16 protein-coding genes are annotated in these 24,850 nt (G+C 59.7%); 8 read left to right on the top strand and 8 right to left on the bottom strand.

The window, feature by feature from the left end; all coding sequences use genetic code 11:
* Positions 1-42: 42 nt before the first annotated feature.
* Together P3T17_RS34095 and P3T17_RS34090 are read right to left on the bottom strand one after the other, a co-directional pair.
* On the bottom strand, positions 43-627 hold the full coding sequence (locus tag P3T17_RS34095; RefSeq protein WP_429411325.1) for a hypothetical protein: 585 nt from the start codon (positions 625-627) through the stop codon (positions 43-45).
* Between the two features lie 649 nt (positions 628-1,276).
* Positions 1,277-2,314 carry a hypothetical protein gene (locus tag P3T17_RS34090; protein WP_429411323.1) on the bottom strand — a complete coding sequence of 346 codons (1,038 nt, stop codon included), beginning with the start codon at positions 2,312-2,314 and terminating at the stop codon, positions 1,277-1,279.
* Positions 2,315-3,018: 704 nt separating this feature from the next.
* Between P3T17_RS34090 and P3T17_RS34085 the strand changes: the two genes are divergently transcribed.
* From P3T17_RS34085 to P3T17_RS34065, 5 genes are all read left to right on the top strand, one after another.
* A complete protein-coding gene (locus P3T17_RS34085) occupies positions 3,019-4,122 on the top strand; it encodes an acyltransferase family protein (protein ID WP_429411321.1) in 1,104 nt (367 codons plus the stop codon).
* Positions 4,123-5,172: 1,050 nt separating this feature from the next.
* Entirely contained in the window at positions 5,173-6,555 is a 1,383-nt protein-coding gene (locus P3T17_RS34080; RefSeq protein ID WP_429411319.1) for an HlyD family secretion protein, read from the top strand.
* Between the two features lie 32 nt (positions 6,556-6,587).
* Positions 6,588-7,877, top strand: a complete 1,290-nt coding sequence (locus P3T17_RS34075) for a hypothetical protein (protein WP_429411317.1) — start codon at positions 6,588-6,590, stop codon at positions 7,875-7,877.
* Between the two features lie 14 nt (positions 7,878-7,891).
* Positions 7,892-9,853: a glycosyltransferase family 2 protein gene (locus tag P3T17_RS34070; RefSeq protein ID WP_429411315.1), complete on the top strand. Its 1,962-nt coding sequence runs from the start codon at positions 7,892-7,894 to the stop codon at positions 9,851-9,853.
* Between the two features lie 70 nt (positions 9,854-9,923).
* On the top strand, positions 9,924-11,600 hold the full coding sequence (locus tag P3T17_RS34065) for an efflux transporter outer membrane subunit (RefSeq protein ID WP_429411313.1): 1,677 nt from the start codon (positions 9,924-9,926) through the stop codon (positions 11,598-11,600).
* A 56-nt stretch (positions 11,601-11,656) separates the two neighbouring features.
* On the opposite strand, the gene P3T17_RS34060 is transcribed toward P3T17_RS34065, so the two are convergent.
* A complete protein-coding gene (locus P3T17_RS34060; RefSeq protein WP_429411312.1) occupies positions 11,657-12,019 on the bottom strand; it encodes a Rieske 2Fe-2S domain-containing protein in 363 nt (120 codons plus the stop codon).
* A 308-nt stretch (positions 12,020-12,327) separates the two neighbouring features.
* Between P3T17_RS34060 and P3T17_RS34055 the strand changes: the two genes are divergently transcribed.
* Positions 12,328-15,381, top strand: coding sequence for a PAS domain-containing sensor histidine kinase (locus P3T17_RS34055; protein ID WP_429411311.1), 3,054 nt, complete (start codon positions 12,328-12,330; stop codon positions 15,379-15,381).
* A gap of 55 nt (positions 15,382-15,436) precedes the next feature.
* Here the strand turns inward: P3T17_RS34055 and P3T17_RS34050 are convergent, their stop codons facing one another.
* From P3T17_RS34050 to gcvA, 5 genes are all read right to left on the bottom strand, one after another.
* On the bottom strand, positions 15,437-16,735 hold the full coding sequence (locus tag P3T17_RS34050) for an L-fuconate dehydratase (protein WP_429411309.1): 1,299 nt from the start codon (positions 16,733-16,735) through the stop codon (positions 15,437-15,439).
* A 123-nt stretch (positions 16,736-16,858) separates the two neighbouring features.
* Positions 16,859-17,800 carry an ABC transporter substrate-binding protein gene (locus P3T17_RS34045; protein WP_074265702.1) on the bottom strand — a complete coding sequence of 314 codons (942 nt, stop codon included), beginning with the start codon at positions 17,798-17,800 and terminating at the stop codon, positions 16,859-16,861.
* Between the two features lie 115 nt (positions 17,801-17,915).
* Entirely contained in the window at positions 17,916-18,941 is a 1,026-nt protein-coding gene (locus tag P3T17_RS34040) for an ABC transporter permease (RefSeq protein WP_429411306.1), read from the bottom strand.
* A 19-nt stretch (positions 18,942-18,960) separates the two neighbouring features.
* Positions 18,961-20,472, bottom strand: coding sequence for a sugar ABC transporter ATP-binding protein (locus P3T17_RS34035; RefSeq protein WP_429411304.1), 1,512 nt, complete (start codon positions 20,470-20,472; stop codon positions 18,961-18,963).
* 283 nt (positions 20,473-20,755) lie between these two features.
* Entirely contained in the window at positions 20,756-21,703 is a 948-nt protein-coding gene (gene gcvA, locus P3T17_RS34030) for a transcriptional regulator GcvA (protein WP_429411301.1), read from the bottom strand.
* 184 nt (positions 21,704-21,887) lie between these two features.
* Between gcvA and P3T17_RS34025 the strand changes: the two genes are divergently transcribed.
* Together P3T17_RS34025 and P3T17_RS34020 are read left to right on the top strand one after the other, a co-directional pair.
* Entirely contained in the window at positions 21,888-23,039 is a 1,152-nt protein-coding gene (locus P3T17_RS34025) for an epoxide hydrolase family protein (RefSeq protein WP_429411299.1), read from the top strand.
* A 376-nt stretch (positions 23,040-23,415) separates the two neighbouring features.
* Entirely contained in the window at positions 23,416-24,588 is a 1,173-nt protein-coding gene (locus P3T17_RS34020; protein ID WP_429411297.1) for a TIGR03118 family protein, read from the top strand.
* The last annotated feature ends 262 nt before the right edge of the window (positions 24,589-24,850 follow it).

Raw genomic sequence — 24,850 nt, 5'->3', positions numbered from 1 at the left:
AACGAGCATTCGAGCCACCTATCGCCATGCGATAGTCCAAGCTTATCTGAGGTTAAGTTGGCCGAGACGTGCATCACCGGTCCGCCACGTGTACGACCGACTCGTCCCGCCTTCGCAAGAGCCCGTAGTCGATATCACAAATGTTGGCAAGGTCAAAGTCAATGATCCATCGTCGCGAATGCCTGAGACGCGAATACGTCGGACATCAACAGCGCAGCCGTCGCCAACCTCCGTAAGACCTGACAGCGCATAGTACGGAAACGAGGACTCTGGCCCCGGATCAGCAGGCGGCCCGAAGACAGCAAGAAATTGATGAGCATTGTTTCCGTCGCCGAAGCCCTCGATGATAAAGGATGCAATCGCGATGGTCCCGTGCTTCGGCACGACAACAAACTGTAATTGCCTGCCATGCGGCTTTTCCGCCGCATACTCATCCTGAATTACGGCGACTAGATGGTCGAGTTGCGAGTTGATCTGGTGCGCACGAGAAAAGCGAACGTCCTCGGTCGCGTGCTGTCCCGCTAACGCCGGGAATGCGATAAAAATGGCCGCCAAAATCAAGGCGACGAGACGAGCGCATTCCGAGACCACGCGCGTCGTCGGCAACTTTGCCTTCCCCGTTTTCATAATCTCGATCTCTATTTGTTGCGTGCATTGTCGCCAATTCAGGTGGCCGCGGCGAATGTCTCATTGTGGCCGATTCCGGAAATTTGCCATAGACTATCGGCCGCTGAAGACCATAGTTCTGGCTGCGCTCCAGAAAGTTCAAAGTTAAACGAACTGCCGTCCGGATAGTTCAAACTTAAGTGAACCACAGGTTCAAGGTTTACTGAGCGGCCTGCCCGCGCAAGCTCGTCCCTCCGACATGACCTGTTCAAAGTTAACTGAATCTCGACACGGGAGTGCCGAGATTCCGCCAACTTTGAACTTTGTGCGCTTGAGTTTGAACTCCCGCCCTTGCATCGGATGTCGAATCTCTTCCATAAAAAACATCAACTTAGGCCCGAATCGATGTCTTAGTGCCGCACGTGGAGTACGGTCCCCTCCTTTTCTGGCGGCATCCGCTCGTCGGACCTGGTGACCCACCTTCATAGTGGGTAAACCCTGAAGACGAGACTGTGCTCATTGCCGAGATTGACAGTCGAATGGTGCGGACCGGGCTTGTTGCTGAACATTCAGAGTCGATGTTTTGACGGCCTCGGCGAGATCAAATTCTTTTATGTTGCTCCCGAGAGAAACTAGATCTCCGGCCAAACTGGTCCTTATCAACACGCTTTCAAGAACGGTCTGGTGTGACCCGTACCAATTTCGAGGATTGGCCGCGCTGGCTGAAAAGAGGCAGCCAGGAGGGAATCCGGTGAGCAAAACTTCGACGTTTCTGCAGCTTCACTGACACAACGTGGCTCCTGTCACCCACAAAATGGTTAATTCCGAGCAACCGTACCAAATCCTGAAGACAAGCAATTTCTCTGGCGCCGGAGAACTGAACCAGCAGAGCATCCATACCGCGTTGCAACTCTCGTAGGTCGGAGCCTGCATCGGCCTTGCTGACCAGCGCGACAACTTTCCTGACGAAATTCGTCACATCGCCAACGCCTACGTCTTCAAAATTGGGCTTTGTCCAATAATCCCTTCCCCCGCCGCCGTGATATCCGATTACGTAGTTTCCGCACAGGGCGGCTTCAATTGGCGGCAGGCCCAAGCCTTCCATCGCTGAAAACGAGAGGAACAGCCGGGATCGTCGAAGAACCGCTGCGACTTCCGGGATCGAAAGCCCGTCGATTGATCGAACGGACCATCCAGTAGGCAATTGACGACGCAACGCGAACAGAACCGCCTCTGCATGGGCACCGTTCTTCCGCGGCATGTAGGTAATCAACCTCTCCTTCTCTCCTTCAGAGTGAAACAGTCCAGCGTTGATTGTGGTTGCCATCCGGACCACGCGGTATGCAAGCTGGGGGTAATGCAAGCGGATCAGGTCCGATGTATCGTCAGAGATCGAGAGAATGTATGTTGCTTGCGCGTAGGCGAAATCTACATCGCTGTCCGTGAGATTCCGATCCCGAGTTGACAGGTAATAACCGTTCTGCACAAAAATCGAATATTGCATGCCCGCTGCGATAAGTCGGGGCGCTATCAACGCGGACTTTATCTCAGGGACAATTACGTGATCGCTCGATCGCAATTCATTATCTGCAATCGTCGGCACCGAGAGTTCGGTCCACGGGTACCGATAGCCGTTGCGCTCATGCATGACGTAAGCGGGAATGCCAAGTTCCACCAATGCACGCACATGATCGTAAATGACCTTCACTCCCCCGGCGTGCTTACCCGACCCCGGACACGTACAGAAATAAATGATTCGCATCGTTTAGAAGAAGATATCCGATACCAAACTCCGAGCCATCGATAGTGGCACGCGCCACGAGACGTCCTAGGCACGCCAACAATGGAAATTCGACCATTTGAACTCACCTGTTGAAATCTCAGCAGTCAGTCTGAGCTGAAAGTGGCGTAGGGAAATCCTTGGAGTCCTTATCAAATATTTCATGGTCGTCCGCACCGTCAGACCCGTTCTGTCGCGTACATATAGGGCGAATGGAAATCCAGCTCTGGTCTGTGTGCCCAATACGCCGTTGTGCTGCCACCGAGGTGCCCCCGCGGTCAGCGTCACGAAAGCCTTAGAGGGCTTCCCGAATTCAATAGCGAGAGGGCAAAGTGGGCCAGGATTCTGCCTTGCACCCACATGTCCTCTAGCCTTTCCCTGCTAACGCCTTTAACCAATGCCGTCCGAAACGATGCGCTACTTCCTCGGACGTCGGGTATCAAAACAACGCGGAAAACAATTCCGATCTATGCATGGAATATGAACCGTACTGCAACAGGTGTCTTACTGAGCGCACCGGGCAAGTGCCGGAGTAGCGCAGACGCATTCGTTTTATTCGTATGAAAAACTGATAGTGGATCACCGGACACGGTTAGAATTCCGCCTGGCGCAATCCTTACCCGAAATGTCTAGTGAGTAATAATTCCACTTCCTCACCCGGCCACCTCGCAAGTTTCGACGGCTTGCGGATCGCCTTTGCCGCAATGGTGTTGTTTTCCCATAGCTTTGCGCTTCTCGGCGTCGCAGATCCCATACGGTCGGTAGTGACCGGTGGCGGCGACCCAGGCGATCTCGCAGTCGATGGTTTCTTCCTTATCAGTGGTTACCTGATTACTAGAAGCTGGATATCTGATCCATCTATCTCCCGATTTCTCGCGAGGCGGGCGTTGCGTCTTTATCCAGCGTTTGTCGTCGCTTCAATCTTCTCCGTCCTTCTCGTCGGGCCGCTCGGTGCGTCTGCAGTGGGGGATTACTTTCACGCACTGAATCTCAGGCAGACGCTGGTAGGCTTTCTGGTGTTGCGCGAACCTCACACCCCGGCCGTATTTGCCGGGACGACGGTAGGTTCAGTCAATGGGTCGATGTGGACCATCTCATTCGAGGCGCGGTGCTATCTACTCGCAATGTTGCTGGGCCTGGCTGGCATGTTCAGGAAACGGACAACGCTGCTGATTTTGACTGTGATCGTAGGATGCGCAATTAGCTACGCCGTCCCCGAGGCTGGACCGACCGACAATCAGCACGTACTCTTCGGCATAAAAGCAGTGCGCGTTTCGGACTGGATGGCCTGGTTTGCGGCATTGTTTTTAATGGGAAGTTGTTTCTTTGTATTCCGAAGCCGCATTCGATTTACGTTATGGGGCCTCGCACTTGCGATGTTTGTGCTGGCCGCTTCGCTGTTCAGTGCCGCGTTATTGCGGCCGGGCATCCTGCTCGGAGGGGCGTACGTCGTCTTCGCACTGGCGTCTATCCGGCGAGGATCGAGAGCACAGCGACGCACTATGCCCGACGTTTCCTATGGAATGTACCTGTACGGTTGGCCCGTCCAGAAACTGCTGGGTTGGAACATACCGCACATGTCACCTTGGCTGATGTTCGTCCTGAGCCTGACCATTAGCGCTGTTCTGGGCTGGCTGAGTTGGACGTTTATCGAACGCCCGGCGCTCAAGAAAAAGCCCCACCGACCGTTGGCACATCAACGCAAGACGGATACACCCGAAGCCTTGCAATCATAGTCTGTGACCATCGACTGCGCATACGCCATACGGGTAAGCGGTGCTGTTATCAGCACCGCGGGAAATTTTCCTCAAAATAGTCTGGGATCTCATTACTTAACTCTCGCGAATCCCTAACAGCAAGCGCTTGTAAGCCGACCTCCCTGGTTTCAGGTCCTAGGCCGGGTTCTCGTACTTATTCCATTACCTGATCGGGATCCTTACCATCAAAGCACCCATTGATCTTCATCGTCGTCTTCCTGCCATGAACGCCGGGCTTGCTTTTTTGCATTGGCACTTTGTCCACTGAACGCCCAACCGCGCGTTGCTACGCCTTCATCCTGCTTTATACCCAGTTCGGATCGCACGAACCACTCACATGAATCATTGCCGGAACTTCATCACCAAAGCTGTCAAGGCACGGCGGTCATTACGCCCTCCCTCACGATCCCAAACGTCGGCCCTCCGCCCAATATTTTCCGAATTCCCCGCCACAAGTTTTCAAATCTTGCAGCGCCAAAAGTGGCACCTGCGCAACACGAACCGCCAAGTGTAAGAGGACGTTACCCCTCGATTTCAAGCTCATTTTTTGTTCCTGCCCTGCCGCTTCGCCATCTTCATACGCAAGCTCGCCATTAGCCGCGCGACGCTAGATGGCCGCGCGACGTCCAGCCAGTATTTCCGCCCCCGTTTAACCTCCACACACTACGTTTTCATTTCGTAACAAACCGCGCGCGTTCGTAACCGGGACTTGCTCTAGATTTTGGGTACCGGGATTCACTCCCATGTCTGATTCACGTTCTTCAATCTGCGAAGTCACCGCACATTCCAACGTGCCGGCTCGCCACTGCTAGCTACCTCTGCAACTCTGCCACGGCTGTGACCCGATCAGACGCGCAGATTGCAATGGCTATCGTTTAATCACAAACAGGCCTAGGGGACGCGATGAGCTGCAAAGCTCACCTGCCCACTGGCGTCAGGCCAACGGGTGGAACCGCGCGCGTTCCCGTGCATCGTTGCTTGTCAGGTCGCACTCCTAATTGTCAAAGAGGTGAGGTTATGGTGAACAAGGTGCAAACATCCGCGTCCGATCTAGGCGCTCCCCGCGGAAGCACGTCTTCGGGGCTGTCGCGCTGGTTCAGCGGACAGTCGATCGCACGGCTCGCCGGCTTCGGCGTGGTGATCTTCATCGGGTGGACGCTGCTTTCGATGGTGATGCCGCCTATGTTCTTCCGCTCCTCGCAACGGGCCGTGGTCGATGTACCCACCACTCTCGTCACCACACCGATTGAAGGCACGGTCGCATCGCAGCGGCTGCACATCGGAGACCGGTTTCATGCCGGCGATGCACTGGTGGATATCCAGAACCAGAACGTCGACCGCTCGACGCTCGTCGAACTGACCAGCAAAAGGATGGAGCTCGCCCAGCAATACGATGCAGTCAGCACGCAACTCGATGCATCGCGTATCCGCCTTGCCACCGCCGATCAGCAAATGACCAAGTATCAGGCGGCCACGCAGAAGATGAACGACGCCAACCTTTCCGGCATCCGCTCGAAACTGGCCATCGCCAACACACAAATCGACGCACAGCAGGACATCGTCAACCGCGACTCGACGCTGGCCGCGGCCGGCGCAATCAGCGGGTCGGTCAGCGACACCTCGAAATACCAGCTATCTGAGTTACAGAACGCGAAAGCCGCGATACAGGCGGAACTGCAGGCAGCCGAGACGGATAGCCAGGCGTCGAAGAACAAGGTCTTCTTCGATGACAAGGACAACGGCGTATCCACGCTTGCCCACGAGCGCGAAGATCTGCACAACACGGTGGACCAGTTGACCGCGCAGGCAAGCGCACTCCAGCAATCGCAGAGCACCATCGATCAGTTGATCGCCAAGGAACGCGACCGGGTCGACCGCATGTCCAATTTTGAAATCAAGGCTTATGGTGACGGTGTCGTCAAGGACGTGCTGGCTCCTCCTGGCACGCAGGTAAGCGCCGGCGCAACGTTGATTCGCGCTGTCGATTGCTCGCGCGCCCAGGTCGTCGCCGTCTTTCCGCGCAGCCTCAGCGACAGCCTGCTGCCAGGCACGCGTCTGAAGGTACGTGTCGATGGCGTCGACCATCCGGTTGGCGCGTCCGTCACCGGGCTCTTGCCGCGTGCGTCCGATGGTGACCAGGCCCGCTACTTCGTGCCGTTCCCATCAATCGAATCCAACGAGATCTACGCACTCGCCACTTTCGACAAGCCACTCGATGCGAATGCACAGGGTGATGCGGTGCAAAGCGGCAGCGTTCAGGGCAACAACGCGCCGGGTGACGGCACGCAAAGCGGCTCGTGCAAGCTGGGCCAATGGGTGCATGTAAGCATCGACCGGCCTTGGACGAACCGGCTGCAGGCCTTCCTCGGCGGCCACATGCCGGGACTGTCGTCCGGCGGCAGCCAGTCGTGATTCGTGTGTCTCGGCGCGGCCCGGAGGTCGTCATGCGAAGTTTCTCGACACGGTTGCGGATACAGGCGTTAGAGGCGCTCGCTATGCTGACCTCAGTGGTAATTTTCCTGTCGCCCGCCCCTGCCAGGGCTGTGGATTCCCCCGCGCAGCAACAGAAAATGCTGGCGACGGGCTGCGACGCACTCGTCCATCAGGTCGCTGCGATACCCGGCAACGGACCGGCGTTTGTGCAGAGCTATGAAGCCGCAGATGGCCAACCGCTCGCTCCCGCCTTGCAAAACGCCGCCTTCGTCTACGACAACGCGCTCGCCAGCATTGCGCTCGTCGCTTGCGGCAAGACCGCAGAAGCGCGACGGATTGCCGATGCATTGGTCCTCGCGACCTCACATGACCGCCACTACCACGACGGACGTTTGCGCAACGCGTATCGTGCCGGAGCCGCCAGTCACGACCCGCTCGAGTTGCCGGGATGGTGGGACGCGCCCGCGAATCGATGGGATGAGGATGCGTATCAGGTCGGCTCGGCCACCGGCAATGTCGCGTGGGCCGCGCTGGCTCTCATGACGGTGTACGACACCACACACGAGCGGCGCTATCTCGATGCCGCGGCTTCGCTGATGAACTGGGTCGCCACCAACACCTTCGATGCCGGACCGCCCGATGGTTTTATCGGTGGCTATTTCGGTGAAGAGCCGCAGCCGCTGCGGCAGTCGTGGAAGTCGACGGAACAGAACGTCGATGCGTACGCCGCTTTCAGTTGGCTCGCGCGCGCAACCGGCGACTCGCATTGGACAGCGCAAGCCCAACACGCACGAGACTTCGTCGCGGCCATGTGGAACGCGCAGGAAGGACGCTTCAACATCGGCACACAGAATGACGGCCGCACGCTCAATGCGGGTCCGTCGGCCATCGACGCCGAGCTATGGCCATTGATCGCACTGCCAGGCAACGCCACCAGCGGCTGGGGCCACTCAATCGACTGGACCCTGCAGCATCACCGCACCGGCGCCGGCTTTGGCTTCAATGCCGCACCCGATGGCATATGGACTGAAGGCACCGGGCAAGCGGCTTTGGTGCTACAAGCCCGAGGACACAGTCAGGATGCGGTGCCGCTGTGGGACGTATTGCTCAGTCAACGCGCCCCGTCCGGACTGCTGTATGCCACACCGAACGAGCGCATCCGTACGGGCCTCGCGATCGGGCCCACCTCGAAGAACGCGGATTTCGACTACTTCCACCTGCCTCACCTGGGCGCTACCGCCTGGGCAGTGCTGGCGGCAGCAGGATGGAATCCTTTTACGGGCCGCAGGCTCGGCGCCTGACTGGATACGCTGCCATGTACGAACAATTCTTCGATACCAGCACGCTGTTCAATATCAATCTGGGTACGCTCGCGATCGTGACGGTGCTCTGCCTCGTGTCGGATCGGCGTCGCGCTTTCGACCGGATCGTCGTCGGCAGCGTGACGGCCTTTCTGCTCGTCAACTACCTGCTATGGCGCAGCACCTCGACGTTGCCCGAATTCAAACCGGAACTCGCGAGCCTCTGGCCATATTGCTTCTTCGCGTTCGAACTGCTGACCGTGACGTACACGCTGTTCTCGATCGTCGTGCTGACGCGCAGTTCCGACCATAGCGAGCGGGCCAACCGTGGCGAAGCGAAGCTCAGGCGTAGCCCAGCCGTGCCGGCCGTCGACATCTTCATTGCCACGTATAACGAAGGCCTCGACGTGCTCGAGAAAACCATCGTTGCCGCTTTGGCTGTCGACTATCCGAACTTTAAGGTGTGGGTGCTCGACGACACACGTCGCGACTGGTTGCGCTCGTTTTGCGAGGAAGTCGGCGCGCACTATCTGACGCGTCCCGACAATACGCACGCAAAAGCCGGCAATCTCAACAACGGCCTGCAGGCAACCGCAGCGCTCACCAACGCGCCCTACATCCTCGTGCTCGATGCGGATTTCGCCCCGCAGCGAAACATCCTCATGCGGACCATCGGCCTCTTTGACTCGCCCGATATCGGTGTCGTACAGACTCCGCAGTTCTATTACAACGCCGATCCGATCCAGTACAACCTGCGTTCGACCGAGTGCTGGGTCGACGAACAACGCGTCTTCTTCGACGTGTTTCAACCCGCGAAGGATGCCTGGGGCGCGGCCTTTTGCGTCGGCACCTCGTTCGTCGTGCGGCGCGATCTGCTGAATCTGATCGGCGGATTTCCCACTGGCACAGTGACGGAAGACATCCACCTGACGTACCGGCTATTGCCGCGCGGCTACAAAACACGCTGGCTCAACGAGCGGCTAAGCGTCGGACTGTCTGCCGAAGGACTGCCTGAATACATCACGCAGCGAAGCCGCTGGTGTCTGGGAACGATACAGGTAGCACTCCTGCCGGACGGACCGTTTCGCGGCAAAGGCTTTGCGTTCATGCACCGGTTGCACTATCTGCACGGCATGCTGCACTGGTTCAGCCGTCCGTTCATTCTGATGATGCTGGTGGCGCCGCTCCTTTACTGGTACCTCGGGATTCCCTCGATCTACACGAACCCGGCGGAATTCCTCGCTTACGGCACACCCGCGCTGCTCGCATTCTGGTTCTACAGCAGCTGGATTTCCGGCTCGCGCACGCTGCCGGTGTTTACCGAAGTCACGCAGATCGTCGCGGCGTTGACCGTCAGCGCCACGCTGGCGAGTGCGCTCCTCAGACCGTTCGGACGTCCCTTCAAGGTCACCAACAAGGGCCTTGATCGTTCACGCGTCGTCGTGCACGCCAAGCTGGCTGGCTTTTTCGGCAGCCTGATTGTGCTGTCGTCGCTGGGCCTCGTGCGCTCGCTGCTCGACAATCCCGGCGCGCCCGGCTTCGCCTTCAATGTCGTGTGGACCGCCATCGCACTCGCGCTGTATCTGGTGTCGCTGCTCGTCTGCATCGAGTTGCCGCGTCCACGAAAGGAAGAGCGCTTTCCGTTCGATGCCACCGCGCGGCTGAATGTGAACGGCATCGAATTTCCCGGCAACACGCGCGACCTTTCGTGCAGCGGTGTCGGCATGATCTGCGGGCGCGCACGTGACATCCCTGACGGCGCCGAAGGCTGGGTGAAGATCGAGCCGGCTGGCTGGGTCGCGTGCCGGGTCGTGCGTCATCAGGGCGATTTCATCGGGCTCGAATTCAATCACATCAAGGCGACGCGTCACGCGTTGATCCGGCTGCTATTCAGCGAGACGCCGGTCAACCTGGCGAGCAAGGCGAAGCGCCGCATGGCGCTGGCGAGATTGCTACAACGAGCGTTCCTCGGCTGAGGACGCAACAGCATTCGCCACCGCACTTCTCAGCGTTTGCGAATCGGAAATCAGAAGAATGAGGATCACTATGCATAAGTCCTGTCTCTCGATGATCTGCCTGAGCCTGCTCACTGCATGCTCGTTCGAACCGACCTATGAAAGACCGGCCGCCCCAGTCGCCGGTACCTACCCGAACGGCCCCGAATACCAGTCGGGATCCTCCGGGCAAAATGGCGGTAACGGCGCCGGGCAGGCCGCGGATATCGGCTGGCGTGACTTCTTTGCCGATCCGCGCCTGCAACGCCTGATTTCGATTGCATTGCAAAACAACCGCGACTTGCGTATCGCGACGCTAAACGTTGAGGATTTGCGAGCAAAGTATCAGATTCAACGTTCGACCCTGTTTCCGACCGTCGATGCGCTGGCCAACTCGACCACGCTGCATCAACCGGGCGCGCTGCAGTATGCGGGCGAGCCATCGACCATCTATAGCGTGGGCGTCGGTGTGACCTCCTATGAACTGGACTTCTTCGGGCGCGTGCGCAGCCTTAAGGATCAGGCGTTACAGCAGTACTTCTCGACTGAACAGGCGCGTACCAGTGCGCAGATCACGCTGGTTGCCGAAGTCGCAAACGCGTATCTGACGTGGGAAGCGAATCAGGAACTGGTGGCGCTGGCGCAGGCAACCTTGAAGTCGCAGAAGGAAGGCTATGACATGATGACGCGCCGGGTCGAGGGCCGCGCGGCCTCGCAACTCGATCTGGAGCGCGCGCAAACCCAGGTGGAGACAGCCGATACGGCACTCGATGAATACCGGCGCCAGGCGGCGAAAAGCGAAAACGAGCTGACGCTGCTCATCGGCAGCCCGATTCCGAACGATCTTCCGCCTGCGCGTCCGCTCGAAGCACAAGGCATTCTGGCGGACCTGCCAGCGGGCCTGCCGTCCGATCTGCTCGAGCGCCGGCCTGACATCATCGCAGCGGAAGACCAGCTCAAGGGCGCGAACGCAAATATCGGCGCGGCGCGCGCGGCATTCTTTCCGCGCATTACCTTGACTGGTACGTTTGGTGTCCAAAGTACTTCGCTCGCGGGGCTCTTTTCCAGTGGCCTTGCGTGGAGCTTTGCGCCCCAGGTCACCTTACCGATCTTCGACGCCGGCTCGAACAAGGCGAACCTGGCCTCCGCAAATGTCGAGAAAAACATCTACGTGGCGCAGTACGAAAAGACCATTCAGACGGCCTTTCGCGAGGTATCGGATGGGCTGGTGGGACGCACCACCCTGGATAGCGAGGCGCGCAAGGAGCAGACGCTCGTCGACACCACGTCGAAGAGCTATGACCTTTCGATGATGCGTTACCGCGCAGGCGTAGGGGATTACTTCGATGCGCTCGATACTCAGCGTTCGTTGTTTGCCGCGCAGCAGACGCTGGTTGAAGTGCGTCTGGCGCGTCTGACCAACCTCGTCACGCTCTACAAGGCACTCGGCGGCGGATGGACTGAAACGACTGCGCAGGCCGCGCAGCCGGCGCCGGTGGCGGCTGTCGCGCCGGCTGTCGCGCCTCGGGCTGCGCCGGCTGCGGCGCCCAGGGTTGCGGCTGCGGCGGCCGCTGCGCCGACGGTTGTTACTACACCATTGGCTGCGCCTGCCACTGCGTCGACCGCCGCACCTGCACCTCCAGTTGTCGTTGCCTCGCCCGCTCCGCAGCCCGCGCCATCCGAAACACAGCATCGAATGTTCGCCCCGATCCAGTCCAGCAGCAACTGACACGGCAGCGCATTGCCAAACTGGCGGTAGCGGCCGCGACAGACACAGGACCGCAGCTACACCATCCTGTCCAGACATGCCCATACGGCGCCGTCGATCTCTTCGGCGTCGTATGTCATCGCGCGGGCACCCTCGAGGCACGCGTTAGAGGTAGTCAGGCGCCGCACCACCTGCCCGTTGACGTCGAATCGCCACCCGTGTTCAGGACATGCGATCAACCCACCCGTCACCCGCCCACGCGACAACTCCGCCCCCCGGTGCGGGCAATGGTCACGCCATACATGCACGTCCCCTTCCGCGTCTCGCCACACCACAAGCTGCCTGTCCTGGACCACGCACCCTAGCGCAGTCTCCTTGCCGACCTCCGCTGACTGGCAGACAAGCTCCCAGCCCTCCCGCTGATGTGATATGTGGGTCATCGTTTACATGATTATCGTATGACTGTCCGGCGCAACCCGGTCTGGACAGGTGGCCCGAACGGTACAACAATGGGCGTGCGCATCCGGACGGCCGCACCAAGACGAAACGCCTTGCCGCAGCCTCTGCGATGCACTGGATTTACTGGGAAAAGAACGATCCGCCCACTGAATCGTATTACTAACTTCGCATCGATAGACTATCTGTCGGCGTCGAGACGTTCGCGAAACGGCCGTCTCGACGCGCTCGCATTATAAATTCCGGCTTAAGACGCGATTTCGCGGCATGTAGAAATATTTGTGGGCAACGTATGAACGAATCCGCACGCGACGCTGAGACAGATACGATTCTCCGGGAACTGAAACGGGAAAATGCGGAGCTTCGCGAGGAGCGCGAAAACCTGCAACGCCTCGTGACCGAACACAACGAACTGCTGCATCTGACCAGCTTCGTGCTCAACAGGGTGCACGAGGCCGCCTATCTGCTCGACGAAGCCGGCCGCCTCGTCTACGTCAACGAAGAGGCCTGCCGCACGCTCGGGTACAGCAATGCCGAATTGTTGCAGATGAGCGTGGCAGACATCGATCCGGAATGGACCATCCCCCTGTGGAAACAGGAATGGTCGGTGCTGCGCGAGCGAGGCTCACGCATCATCGAGACCACGCACCGTCGCAGGGACGGCAGCTCGTTTCCGGTCCAGGTCAACGCCAACCACTTCGAATACGGCGGAAAAGAATACAACCTGGCGCTCGCACGCGATGTCACGGAGCGCGAGCGCGCAAAGCACGCACTGCGGGAAAGCGAACAGCGTTACCGGCAAGTCTTCGACAATGTCTCGGACGTGCTTTATCTGCTCGAGGTCACGCCGGAAGGACGCTTTCGCATACTCGAAATGAACCCGAGCGGCGTGCAGTCGCTCGGCATTCCAAGGGCGGAGTTGATCGGCAAGCTCTTCGACGATGTGGTGCCCAACGAAGTATCCAGCGTCCTGATCGAGAAATTCAGGCGATGCGCCCAGTCCGGCGAGGCGTTCGACGATCAAAGGACGCTCCAGCTACCGACCGGGCCGCACCACTACCACTCCACCCTGATCCCCGTACATGACGAGTCAGGACGGGTGCACAGGATTGTTGGTATCGCGCGCGACATGACGGCTCATCACCGGACGGAATCGCTGCTGACCACCCAGCTGGAACTCGAAGCGCAGTTTCGCAGGCTGGCAGAAAGCACGCTCGACGTGATCTGCCGTTATGACCGCCAATGCCGTCTGGTCTACGCAAATTCAGGGCTTTCCACGACATTGCGCAAGCCCTTGCGGGAGATGCTGGGTAGGACTCCGACCGAACACGAGCCCGATGGCCGCTACGCGCAGTACCAGGCACTGCTCGCGGACGTCATCGAAACCGGCACCGAGCACCAGATTGAAGTCGTGATACAGGATAGCGGCAATGGCACGCGCCATCATCATGTTCGCCTCCTCCCCGAGCGCGGCCTGCAGGACGAGATTGTGGGCGCGCTTGCTCTTGGGCTCGACATTACCGCGCGCAAGGAGGCCGAGTTGCGCCTCTATGCGAGCGAACAGGCCTTCCGTGCCGTTGTCGAACATTCGCCCGATTACATCGCCCGCTACGATCTGAGCTACCGCCGCATCTACGCCAACCCGGCGCTTCTCAAGCTGATGCGTCTGCCTGCCAGCGACGTGCTCGGCACGACGCCGGCCGAGCGAGGGTCGTTCGTCGATGCAGCCCGGTACATGCAGCAGTTGCAACACGTGGTCGAAACAGGCATGGAAGTGACCGAAGAGTTAGCGCTGCGGGATGCCGGAGGCCGGATCCGCTGGGGGCATATGCGTATCGTTCCCGAGTTTGCACCCGATGGTACGGTAGCCAGCGTGCTCGCCATCAGCCGCGACATCGACGAACTGAAGCGTAGCGAGCAGCTCTTTCGTACGCTCACCGAGAATTTCCCGGACTTCATTGCTCGCTTCGACTGCGAGAGCCGTCATCTGTACGCCAATCCGGCCATCGCCCGCGCCTTCGGCGCGCCGCAGGAAGCCTTTATCGGCAAGACGCCCCGGGAGTTGGCGCCGACCTCCGACGCAGAACAGAACCTACGCCTCGAGGAGGCCGTCCGGCGTGCGTTCGTGGAGGGGCAACCGAACACGCATGAAGCACGTTGGCTAACTGCCAACGGCCCCCGTATCTTCGAGGTGCGGCACGTTCCGGAGAAGGACGACGAAGGCCGCGTCGTCAGCGTGCTGGGCATTGCTCACGACGTCACCCGTCTGAGAGACATTGAACTGGCATTGCGCGATAGCGAACGGGCCTTTCGCACGCTGGCGGAAAACGCGCCGGATCCCATCATTCGCTACGACCGTGACTGCCTGCGCACGTATGTGAACCCGGAGTTCGAACGCATCAGCGGTGTCGGGGCGCCGAAGCTGCTTCGCAAGCAGGCCGGTCAGGTACCGGCTGCGACGGCCGAAGTCGCGCGGCGCACCCGCGCGAAACTGAAGGAGATCATGGAAAGTGGCGTGGCGGCCAAATTCGAGCTGGCCTGGACCAAACACGGAAAATCGCAGTGCTGGTACGTGCATGCGGTGCCCGAGTACAACGCGGATGGGGTCGTGCAGAGTGTATTGACTATCTGGCGCGATATCTCCGAACGCAAGGAAGCCGAACAACGCCTGTACGAGTCTTACGACTTGCTGCGCGAACTCACCTCACGTCGCGAAACAGCACGTGAGGAAGAGCGCAAACGTATCGCCCGCGAGATGCACGACGAACTCGGCCAGCACCTGACCGCACTGCGCATGGGTGCCTCGACGCTGCGTCTGCGCTTCGGCAACGACAACCCGGCTCTCGGCGAGCACGTTCAGAAGATATTGCTGCTGGCGGACAAGACGATCCAGGTGGTACGCGACGTGGTTGCCTCGTTGCGCCCCGCGGTGCTCGACGCGGGTATCGCAGCAGCGCTCGAATGGCTCGCCGACGAATATTCGCAGAATGGTGAGACGGCCTGCCGCCTGCGCGTGCCGGAAGAAAGTCCGGAGCTTGCCGAGGATCGGGCCATTGCGCTGTTTCGGATCGTGCAGGAGGCGCTCACCAATGTCACGCGGCATGCCAACGCGAAAGAAGTGTTCATCACGCTCGAACAGAAGGGTAACGACTGCCTGCTGGAAGTGCGCGACGATGGCCGCGGATTCGATCCCGTAGCAATCCGCAATAAATCCTTTGGCCTCGCGGGAATGAAGGAGCGTGTGCTGATGCTCGGTGGTGCGCTCGACGTGGTCAGTTCGCCGGGCAACGGCACCCTCATCAAGGTGCGCGTGCCCGTTTCGGTCAGGGCGGTGGACTTCTCCTGAGCGGCGTCTGCTTCAGCGCCGCGTCACAAGCGTAGCGGTACTAACGTAACGTAGGTTACGTTCGCCACACCGGCCCCGCCGGAAAATCATGCTGATCGAGCGACGCCGCATGCATCTCGATGCTGTAGCCGGGGCGTTGCGGTGGCATGTAACGGCCCTGGCGGATCACCACCGGATCGACGAAGTGCTCATGCAGATGATCCACGTATTCGAGCACGCGGTTCTCTAGCGACCCCGACACGCAGATATAGTCGAACAGCGAAATGTGCTGCACGTATTCGCACAAGCCGACGCCGCCCGCATGCGGGCACACGGGCACGCCGAATTTCGCCGCCATCAGCAACACGACGATCACCTCGTTCAGGCCGCCCAGACGGCAGCTATCGACCTGACAGAAATCGATGGCCTGCGCCTGCAGCAACTGCTTGAACATCACGCGGTTATGACAATGCTCGCCGGTCGCGACGCCGATGGGCCGCAGGCGCTCGCGGATGGTCGCATGACCGAGAACGTCGTCGGGACTCGTCGGCTCCTCGATCCACCACGGATCGAATTGCGCGAGACGCCGCATGTTCGCAACCGCCTCGTCGACATCCCACACCTGATTCGCATCCATCATCAGCTTGCGGTCCTGGCCGATTTCTTCGCGCAGGATGCGGGCCCGGCGCATGTCTTCCTCGAGGTTGCCACCCACCTTCTGCTTGAAGTGCGTCCAGCCCTGCGCCACGCCTTCGCGGGCAAGGCGGCGAATCTTCTCGTCGTCGTAGCCGAGCCAGCCGGCCGAGGTCGTGTAGGCCGGATAACCGTGCGCCAGCATTTCCTTTTCGCGCTCGCCTTTCGTTCTTGCATGACGGTGCAGCATGGCGATCGCTTCATTGGGCGTGATCGCATCGGTCACGTAGCGGAAGTCGAGGCAACGCACGAGTTCCTCGGGGCTCATGTCGACGAGCAGCTTCCACACCGGCTTGCCTTCCGCCTTCGCCCACAGATCCCAAGCCGCATTCACGACCGCCGCGGTCGCCAGATGAATCGCGCCCTTGTCGGGACCGATCCAGCGCAACTGGCTATCCGAGGTCAACGCGCGCCAGAATGCGCCCATGTTGGCGGAGATATCCTCGAGTGTCTTGCCGACGACGAGCGGCGCCAGCGCCTGCGCCGCGCTCACGCAGATCTCGTTGCCACGCCCGATGGTGAACGTAAGGCCATGTCCCGTCAGCCCATGTGGCGAGTCGGTTTCGAGCGTCACATAGGTGGCGGAGTAATCCGGTGCGGCGTTCATCGCGTCGGAGCCGTCGAGCGAACGCGACGTCGGAAACCGGATGTCCCGGACAGTTAGCCTGGTGATCGTAGTCATCTAAAGCACCTTCCTCTGCGAGAGCTTTCAGCATGCATCCATGAACAAAGAGGGGCGTGGCGTCATGCAACGCCGCCGCCCCTCTTCTCTTTTGTCGCGCGCTACAGCAACGTCTGGCGACGCTCAGTCATACAGCACGGCGGCGATCTTCGGATCGGTGATATTGCTCTTGTCGTACCAGTAGAAGCCCGTGTCGACCTTCTTGGGCAGCGTTTCACCCTTCAGCGCCTTCACTGCGGAGTCGACCACGCACTTGCCGATACCAATCGGGTTCTGCGTGATGGCGCCGTACATCAGGCCAGACGTGATGTCGTCCTTTTGCTCCTTGCCCGAATCGTAGCCAATCAGAATCAGCTTCTTGCCCGATTCCTTGACGCCGATTGCAGCACCTTCGGCCGAGCCTTCATTCGAGCCGAAAATGCCCTTGAGGTTCGGATTGGCCTGGATCATCGTCTTGGCAATTTCCGCCGATTTCAGATGATCACCGCCACCGTACTGCACCGAGACGATCTTGATGTTCGGGTACTTCGCCTTGATCTCGTTCAGGAAGCCATCGCGGCGATCCACGCCGGTGCGGCTCGTCTGGTCGTGCACGATCAGGCCGACTTCACCCGAACCGCCAATCGCTTCGGCCATCTTGTCGGCGGCGAGCGCGGCCGCGGCGATGTTATCGGTCGCGCACGTCGTCAACGGAATGGTGCTGTCGACGCCCGAGTCGAAGGCGATGATCGGGATCTTCTGGTTCTGCGCGCGCTTCAGCAGCGGAATGGCTGCCTTGCTGTCGAGCGCGGCGATACCGAGTGCCTGCGGCTTCTTGGCGAGCGCCGCCGAGAGCATGTCGATCTGCTTGTCGACCATTGCCTCGGTTTCCGGACCTTCAAACGAGATCCTGACGTTCTGCTCCTTCGCGGACTGCTCCGCACCGGCTTTAACGGCCTGCCAGAACTGGTGCTGGAAGCCCTTCGAGATGAGCGGGATGTACGGCTGATCCGCGAGCGCGATGCTCGTGCCGCCGACAAGTGTGCCGACGCCGATTGCGACACTGATAAGTTTTCTTTTCAACATAAGGTATCTCCTCCTGATGTGTGGGCCATCTATCTTCAGCCATTGAGGGAGCCAACCGCACTCCCGTTTCTTGATGTTTGCTTCTGCTCCTGCCTGTCACCTTTGCCGCGCCATCTCAGCCCTTCCCGCGCCGCAAAATATCGGCGTAGACCGCGAGAATGATGATGAGACCGGTCACGACGATCTGCCACTCCTGAGCCACCGACATGATGCGCAGGCCATTGGTCAGCACGCTCATGATGAACGCGCCGATGATGGTGCCCAGAATCGTGCCCGAACCGCCGCTCAGCGAAGTCCCGCCAATCACCACCGCAGCGATCGCTTCGAGCTCATAACCCTGGCCTAGCGCCGGCTGGGCCGAATTCAGGCGCGAGGCAATCAGCAGTCCGGCGATGCCGCAAATGGCCCCGCCCAGGCTGTAAATAGCGATCTTCCAGCGGTCGACATTCACGCCTGAAAGACGCACCGCTTCCTCGTTGCTGCCAAGCGCAAAGGTGTAGCGGCCGAGTGCCGTGCGATTGAGCGTGATCGAACTCGCGACAGCAAGGAAAAACAGGATCAGCACGGCGTTTGGAATCGGCACGCTCGGCAGAAAATACGCGATCAGCGAATCCTGCGAGATCATGTAGAAGTTGTCGGTGTCGGTGAAGTAGATCGGCTTATCCGCCGAGACGACCAGCGACAGTCCCTTCAGCAACATCATCATGCCCAGCGTGGCGATGAACGGCGGTATTTTCATTTTCGCCGTGAGGGTGCCTGAAATGCTTCCGCACAACGCGCCCGTGCCGATCGCAGCCAGCACGCCGATCCACATCGGAAAGTGCCAGTTGGTGAGAAACACACCGCAAATCACGGCCGTAAACGTCATCAAGGTGCCGACAGACAGGTCGATGCCCCCGGTGATGATGACGAACGTACAGGCAATTGCCAGCACACCGTTGACCGCCGTCGCCTGCAGAATCCCGAGCATGTTGTCCATCTGCATGAACGAGGGCGACGCGAAGCTGAAGAAGATCAGCAGCAGGATCAGGCTGCCGAAGGCCAGCAGTTTTTGCAGGGCGGTCGGCGAGAAGAAGCGGGCTCTCAGGCCGGACGATCGTCCCTGGCTACCCAGCGCCGAACTATCCGATGGCTGTGTCATAAATTGGACCTCTTGAGATTCACGCTGCTTTTAGGGTTTCGCGCCGCGTCGCCAGTTGCATGATGCGCTCCTGCGTCGCCTCCGCGGCTGAAAGTTCGCCAGTAATGCGGCCCTCGCACATCACGACGATGCGGTCGCTCATGCGCAGGACTTCCGGCAGCTCGGAGGAGATCATCACAATCGCCTTGCCCTGCCCGGCCAGTTCGCGCAGCAGCTTGTAGATTTCGCTCTTCGCGCCCACATCGATACCACGCGTCGGCTCGTCGAAGAACAGCACGTCGCAGTCGCGCTCAAGCCATTTCGCAATCACGATTTTCTGCTGGTTGCCACCCGATAGAAGCCGCACCGTTTGCGTCGCCGAGGGCGTGCGGATGCCGAGCAGCTTGATGAAATGCGAAGCGGTCTTGCGCATCTGATTGCGGCGCAGGAAAAAATTGAACGACAGGAATTTGCGCAGGTTGGACATGACGATGTTCGATTCGACATCCATGCCGGTTGCAAGACCGAAGCGCTTGCGGTCTTCCGAGAGATAGCCGATACCGCGCTCTACCGCGTCGCTCGGCGTCCTGATCGTCGCCTTCACACCGTTGACGATGATTTCGCCGGATTCAACCGGATCAGCGCCGAACACGGCGCGCGCAACTTCGGTGCGGCCGGCGCCCATCAGGCCGGCAAAGCCCAGGATCTCACCTTTGTGCAGCGCAAAACTCACGTCTCGCACGAGTGGCCCAGCGTTCAGATGATTGACTTCGAGGGCGACCTCGCCTTTGTCTGTTCCGCGCTGGGAAGGCTCGGCGTCGGTCAAGGTTCGGCCCACCATCATGCCGATGATCGTTTCCACGTCGGTATCTTGCGCATTGACCGTTGCCACATATTCCCCGTCGCGCAGCACGGTGACGCGGTCGGAAATCTGCTTGAGCTCATCCATCTTGTGGGAGATATAGATGATTCCCACGCCCCCGCTCTTCAGTTCCCGAATGATGCGGAACAGCTCAGCGATCTCGGCGTCGTTGAGTGCCGAGGTCGGTTCATCCATGATCAGCACGCGCGAATCGAAGGACAAGGCCTTGGCGATCTCGACCATCTGCTGCTTCGCGACCGTCAGCGTGCTGACGATGGCGCGCGGATCGAGCTTCATATGCATTCGCGCAAGAATCTCACTCGCCTGCTTATTGAGCTTGTCTTCATCGAGGAACACGCCGAGCCGTCCACGCGGCTCGCGGCCGATGAACATGTTCTGGGCGACGCTCAGATGATTCATCAACTGCAGTTCCTGATGGATGATGCATACGCCCAGAGCCTGCGCCTCGCGCGGGCTCTGGAAGTCCACGGGCTGGCCGTCGTAGACAATCTCGCCGGAATCGCGGGTATATACGCCCGCGAGGATTTTCATCAGCGTCGATTTGCCGGCGCCGTTCTCGCCCATCAGTGTGTGGACTTCGCCCGCCACGAGATCGAACTGGATGTCGTGAAGCGCTCGCACGCCGGGAAAGCTCTTGCTGAGCTTTTTGACGGAAATGAGCGGGGTCATGAGGCGGACACCGTGAGAATGCCACGGCTGCCGCTGGCCTTCCCGGAAGAAGCGGATCGAACAGGCACCGCAGACGCCATGTAGCGCCGGATATCGCGGTCAAATTCGCAACGAGAAGCCAGACACATTGCTGGACCCCCAATCAGATGTAAGACGATTTTACGATGCTGGGTGGCAGCCGCTCAAGCGTAGGCATTCCCTAATGTCTGAGCAAATTCCGGCTGCGCCTGATTGTGTCGGCTTGACGTCTGCTTGCGCCTGCTTGCACCTCCTTGTGCCTGCTCTATTGCGATCGCGACGGGCGCCGGGAGCGCCGTGTACGCGGAGAAGGTGAGGAACGCGGCAAATCCGCACCTTCGCGTTCGAGCCACGCGCGGAACAGCGCGACCAGGTCGTTGTCGCTTTTCGCATCCGGAACATACGTGCAATAGCTTCGGGACGGCAGGCGCGGACCAGCAAACGGCGCGACCAGCCGGCCAGCGGCGAGATCGTCGGAGACCAGCGCAGTCGGGCCCATCGCGATGCCGATTCCGTCAATGGCGGCCTGCAAGGTCAGGTAGAAGTGGTCGAACGTCAGGGTGGCAGCCGGCCGCAGCGAGGGAATCTCTGCCCTTGCCAGCCAGTCCGGCCAGAGCCGCGGCAAACTCGACGTATGCAGCAACGTATGCTGCCGCAGGTCGTCAGGCATCCGCAGCGGCAGTCGCTGAAGGAGTGCCGGGCTACAGACCGGGAGCCGCTCCTCGGCGAGAAAAGGCTGCATCGCGTAGCCATAGAACGTATCCGGACCGCCCCGGATGATGATGTCGTAAGGTTCTTTCAGACTCTCCACCGGCTCGTTCGACGTCTCCACTGTCACATCCACGTCGACATGCTCAGCGCGGAATTTTGCCAGCCTCGGCACCAGCCAGCGCAAGGTGAAGGTCGCGGGAGCGTTCACGGCCAGGGTGCGCGAAGCCGTTCCGGAGACACCATATCTGGCGGTTGCCTGCGAGAGCTGCTCGAAGAGCGGGCCGACTTCCTCCAGATAGGCCTTTGCCGCCGGAGTGAGCGCCACGCGCCGGTTGTGCCGTTCGAACAACGGCGCACCGAGCCAATCCTCGAGCAGACGCACTTGCTGGCTCACCGCACCGTGAGTCACGTGCAATTCAGTGGCGGCATCCTTGAAGCTGCCGAGCCGGCCGGCAGCCTCGAAGGCACGCAGTGCATTAAGTGGAGGCAATACCCGTTTCATTCACGAGAGTTTCTCTAACACGAAGGGTCAATCTAACGGGTTTGTGGTCCGACCACAAGATAGATATCTTGCCTGGTGCCCTCGGGCTGCTCGCTCACCTGCGGGAAAACCGAATTTCGTTAGACTGCGTATTCCTGGCAATCAGTGGTTGCCAATTGACTGCCCCCCTTCCAAAGGACGTGCCATGCATATCGAGCCATTTCAAATTTGCGTGTCCGATGTTGAGATCGACGACTTGCGCCGGCGTTTGCGCGACAGCCGGTGGGCGCCCGCGACACCGTCCGAGCCATGGCAACAAGGCGCAGACGCCACATGGCTGCGCGAACTGGTGAAATACTGGGCCGACAGTTTCGATTGGAGGGCTGCGGAACGCGGTCTGAACCAGCAGCCTCAATTCATGGCCGACGTGAACGGTCAGCGTGTGCACTTCGTTCATCAGCGTGGTGTTGGACCCCGGCCTTATCCGCTGGTTATCACACACGGGTGGCCCGGATCGTTCTTCGAATTTCATGAGCTGGCGGAGCGTTTGCGCGACCCGGCTGCATTCGGCGCGGACCCGAACGATGCCTTCGACATCGTTATTCCTTCACTGCCGGGCTTTACGTTTTCGACGGCGCCTGCCGCCGCGGGTACTTCGGCGTTTCAGGTGGCCGACCTGTGGGCTTCGCTGATGCGAGGTCTTGGGTACCAGCGTTTTGGTGCTCAGGGTGGCGACCTGGGCGCGGGGGTGTCGATCGCGCTTGCCTTGCGGCACGCCCAGGTAGTCGATGGAATTCATCTAAACTTTCTGCCGAGCTCGTACGAACCGGCAATTGACGCCACTGATTCGCCGCTTACCACCGCAGAGCAAAACTATCTTCGAGAGAAAGCTGAGTGGGCTGCGCTCGAGGGTGGTTATGCGCATATGCACGGCACGAGGCCGCAAACATTGGCCGCGTCGCTTAACGACTCACCGGGCGGACTGGCCGCGTGGATCGGCGAGAAGTTTCGCGCGTGGAGCGATTGCGACGGGGTTATCGAGCGGCGATTTTCGAAAGATGAACTGCTTACCAACCTGTCGCTCTACTGGTTCACCCAGAGCATTGGTACCGCCATTCAGATGTACTGGGAAAACCGGCTGCAACCCATGCGTTTCACCGCCGGACAACGGGTATTGCCGCCGGTGAGCTTTGCACACTTTCCGAAAGAGATTAACCACCCGCCACGCGGATGGCTGGAGCGAGTGTTCAATGTCGCGCAATGGACCGACATGCCGCGTGGCGGTCATTTCGCGGCCATGGAAGAACCTGAACTTCTTGCGGCCGACATTCGGAGTTTTTTCAGGCGCTTCCGCTAGTGAGGTTGTTGAACACCATCGCAACAGCAACAAAGCCCCCGACGATCGATAGTTCTCCTCTGTCATGCAGAGACTTTTCCGTCCGCATGCATCGCGGGCGGTACTGCGGCCCCCCTCGGCAAGGCGATCCATGTAAGGTCCTTGCGGCTATTCGCTGATGGCCTGAAGCACGTCACGCGCGTTCACAACTTTTTGGCTGGACGGATGGAATAGTCACGCGTGTTATTCGTTGCACAGCATCTGCTTTTATCTAGCCAGTTCAACCATTGTAGTCACACGAAATCGCACACGAAATAAGCCCTGTCGCGGGAATAAACCCCGTGTCTACTTCGTTCAATGACTGTCACGGCTTTCGGACAGAACAGGGGGTGCGGTCATGAAATCTCTACTCGACGTGTTCGGCGTCGTAGCATGCGGCGCGGCTATCGCGACTCTCGTGTCATGCGGGGGCAGCTCCGGTTCGAATAATTCAAACCCACCCATCCAGTCGTCGTTCAGTGTGACGGCCCTCGTGTCGGATGGCGCGGTGCCCGCTGCGCACACGGACGCGAATCTGAAAAACCCATGGGGCGTCGCCTTCAATCCGAAAGGCTTCGTTTGGGTCGCGGACAACGGTACCAATGTCGCGACGCTCTATGACGGCAACGGCGTGCCGCAATCGCTGGTCGTCACGATACCCGACGGCAAGAATGGTTCAGCATCGCCCACGGGCATCGTCTTCAACGGCACTCAAAGCTTCACCGTCCTGGAAAACGGCAAGTCGGGCGCCGCTGCATTCATCTTCGCTGGGGAAGGCGGAACCATCACCGCCTGGGCGCCCTCCGTCGGGCCGACCAACGCGTTCGTGATGTACGACGACGGCACGGGCGGCGCCGTGTACAAGGGTCTCGCGCTCGCGGCAATGAACGGAAACAACTTTCTTTACGCGACGGACTTCCATAACAACAAGATCGACGTCTTCAATACCAGCTTCACCAAGGTCGCGATGCCAGGCAACTTCACGGACCCGGCGATTCCGGCCGGCTTCGCGCCGTTCGGCATTCAGGCGATAGGCTCGAATCTGTTCGTCACCTATGCGATGCAGGATGCGGCCAAGCACGACGATGTCGCGGGCGCGGGTCTCGGCATGATCGATGTGTACGACACGGCGGGCAACCTGAAGCAGCGCTTCGCGACGGGCGGCTCGTTAAACGCGCCCTGGGGCATTGCGCAAGCGCCCGGCAACTTCGGCTCGATGAGCGGTGCGATACTGATCGGCAATTTCAGCGACGGCACGATCAACGCGTTCAATGCATCAAGCGGCCAGTCGATCGGGCCGCTCAATGGACCGAACGGCGGTCCGGTCGCTGAGCACGGCATGTGGGGCATTGCGTTCGGCAACGATCTCAGCAATCAGCCGTCCAACACGCTGTTCTTTGCCGCGGGGCCGAATGACGAAGCCGATGGCGTCTATGGAAGAATCGATCTGAATACAACGTCGAGTTCAGGCGCGAGCACGGGTTCGGGCACGGGCACAAACGCGGGCGTTGGGACGAGCATGGGCATGTAGCGCTGATCGCACAATAGACAACTGTCGTTCTCTATGCGAGCGCGGCCGCATTTTTTTGCAACTCGACGCGCGCCGCAGACCTGGCGACGCAACTTGGCGGGCTCAGCGCGAGTGGCCGTTAGATCGCTAACGTCTTCCTCTTAAGTCGGGAATTGGGCTGCTGCTCCCGGCCATAAAAAGCCCTTCGAACTGCGTTCACGAACGTCCGGATGTGAGGGCAGATCTGCCGTTGGAGCCTGGTATTGCCAACCGGCTAATGCCA

Source organism: Paraburkholderia sp. GAS82, from assembly GCF_050436285.1.
Classification (GTDB): Bacteria; Pseudomonadota; Gammaproteobacteria; order Burkholderiales; family Burkholderiaceae; genus Paraburkholderia; species Paraburkholderia phenazinium_B.
Note: the sequence above shows the minus strand (reverse complement) of the source record. Positions and strands in the feature narration are given on the sequence as shown.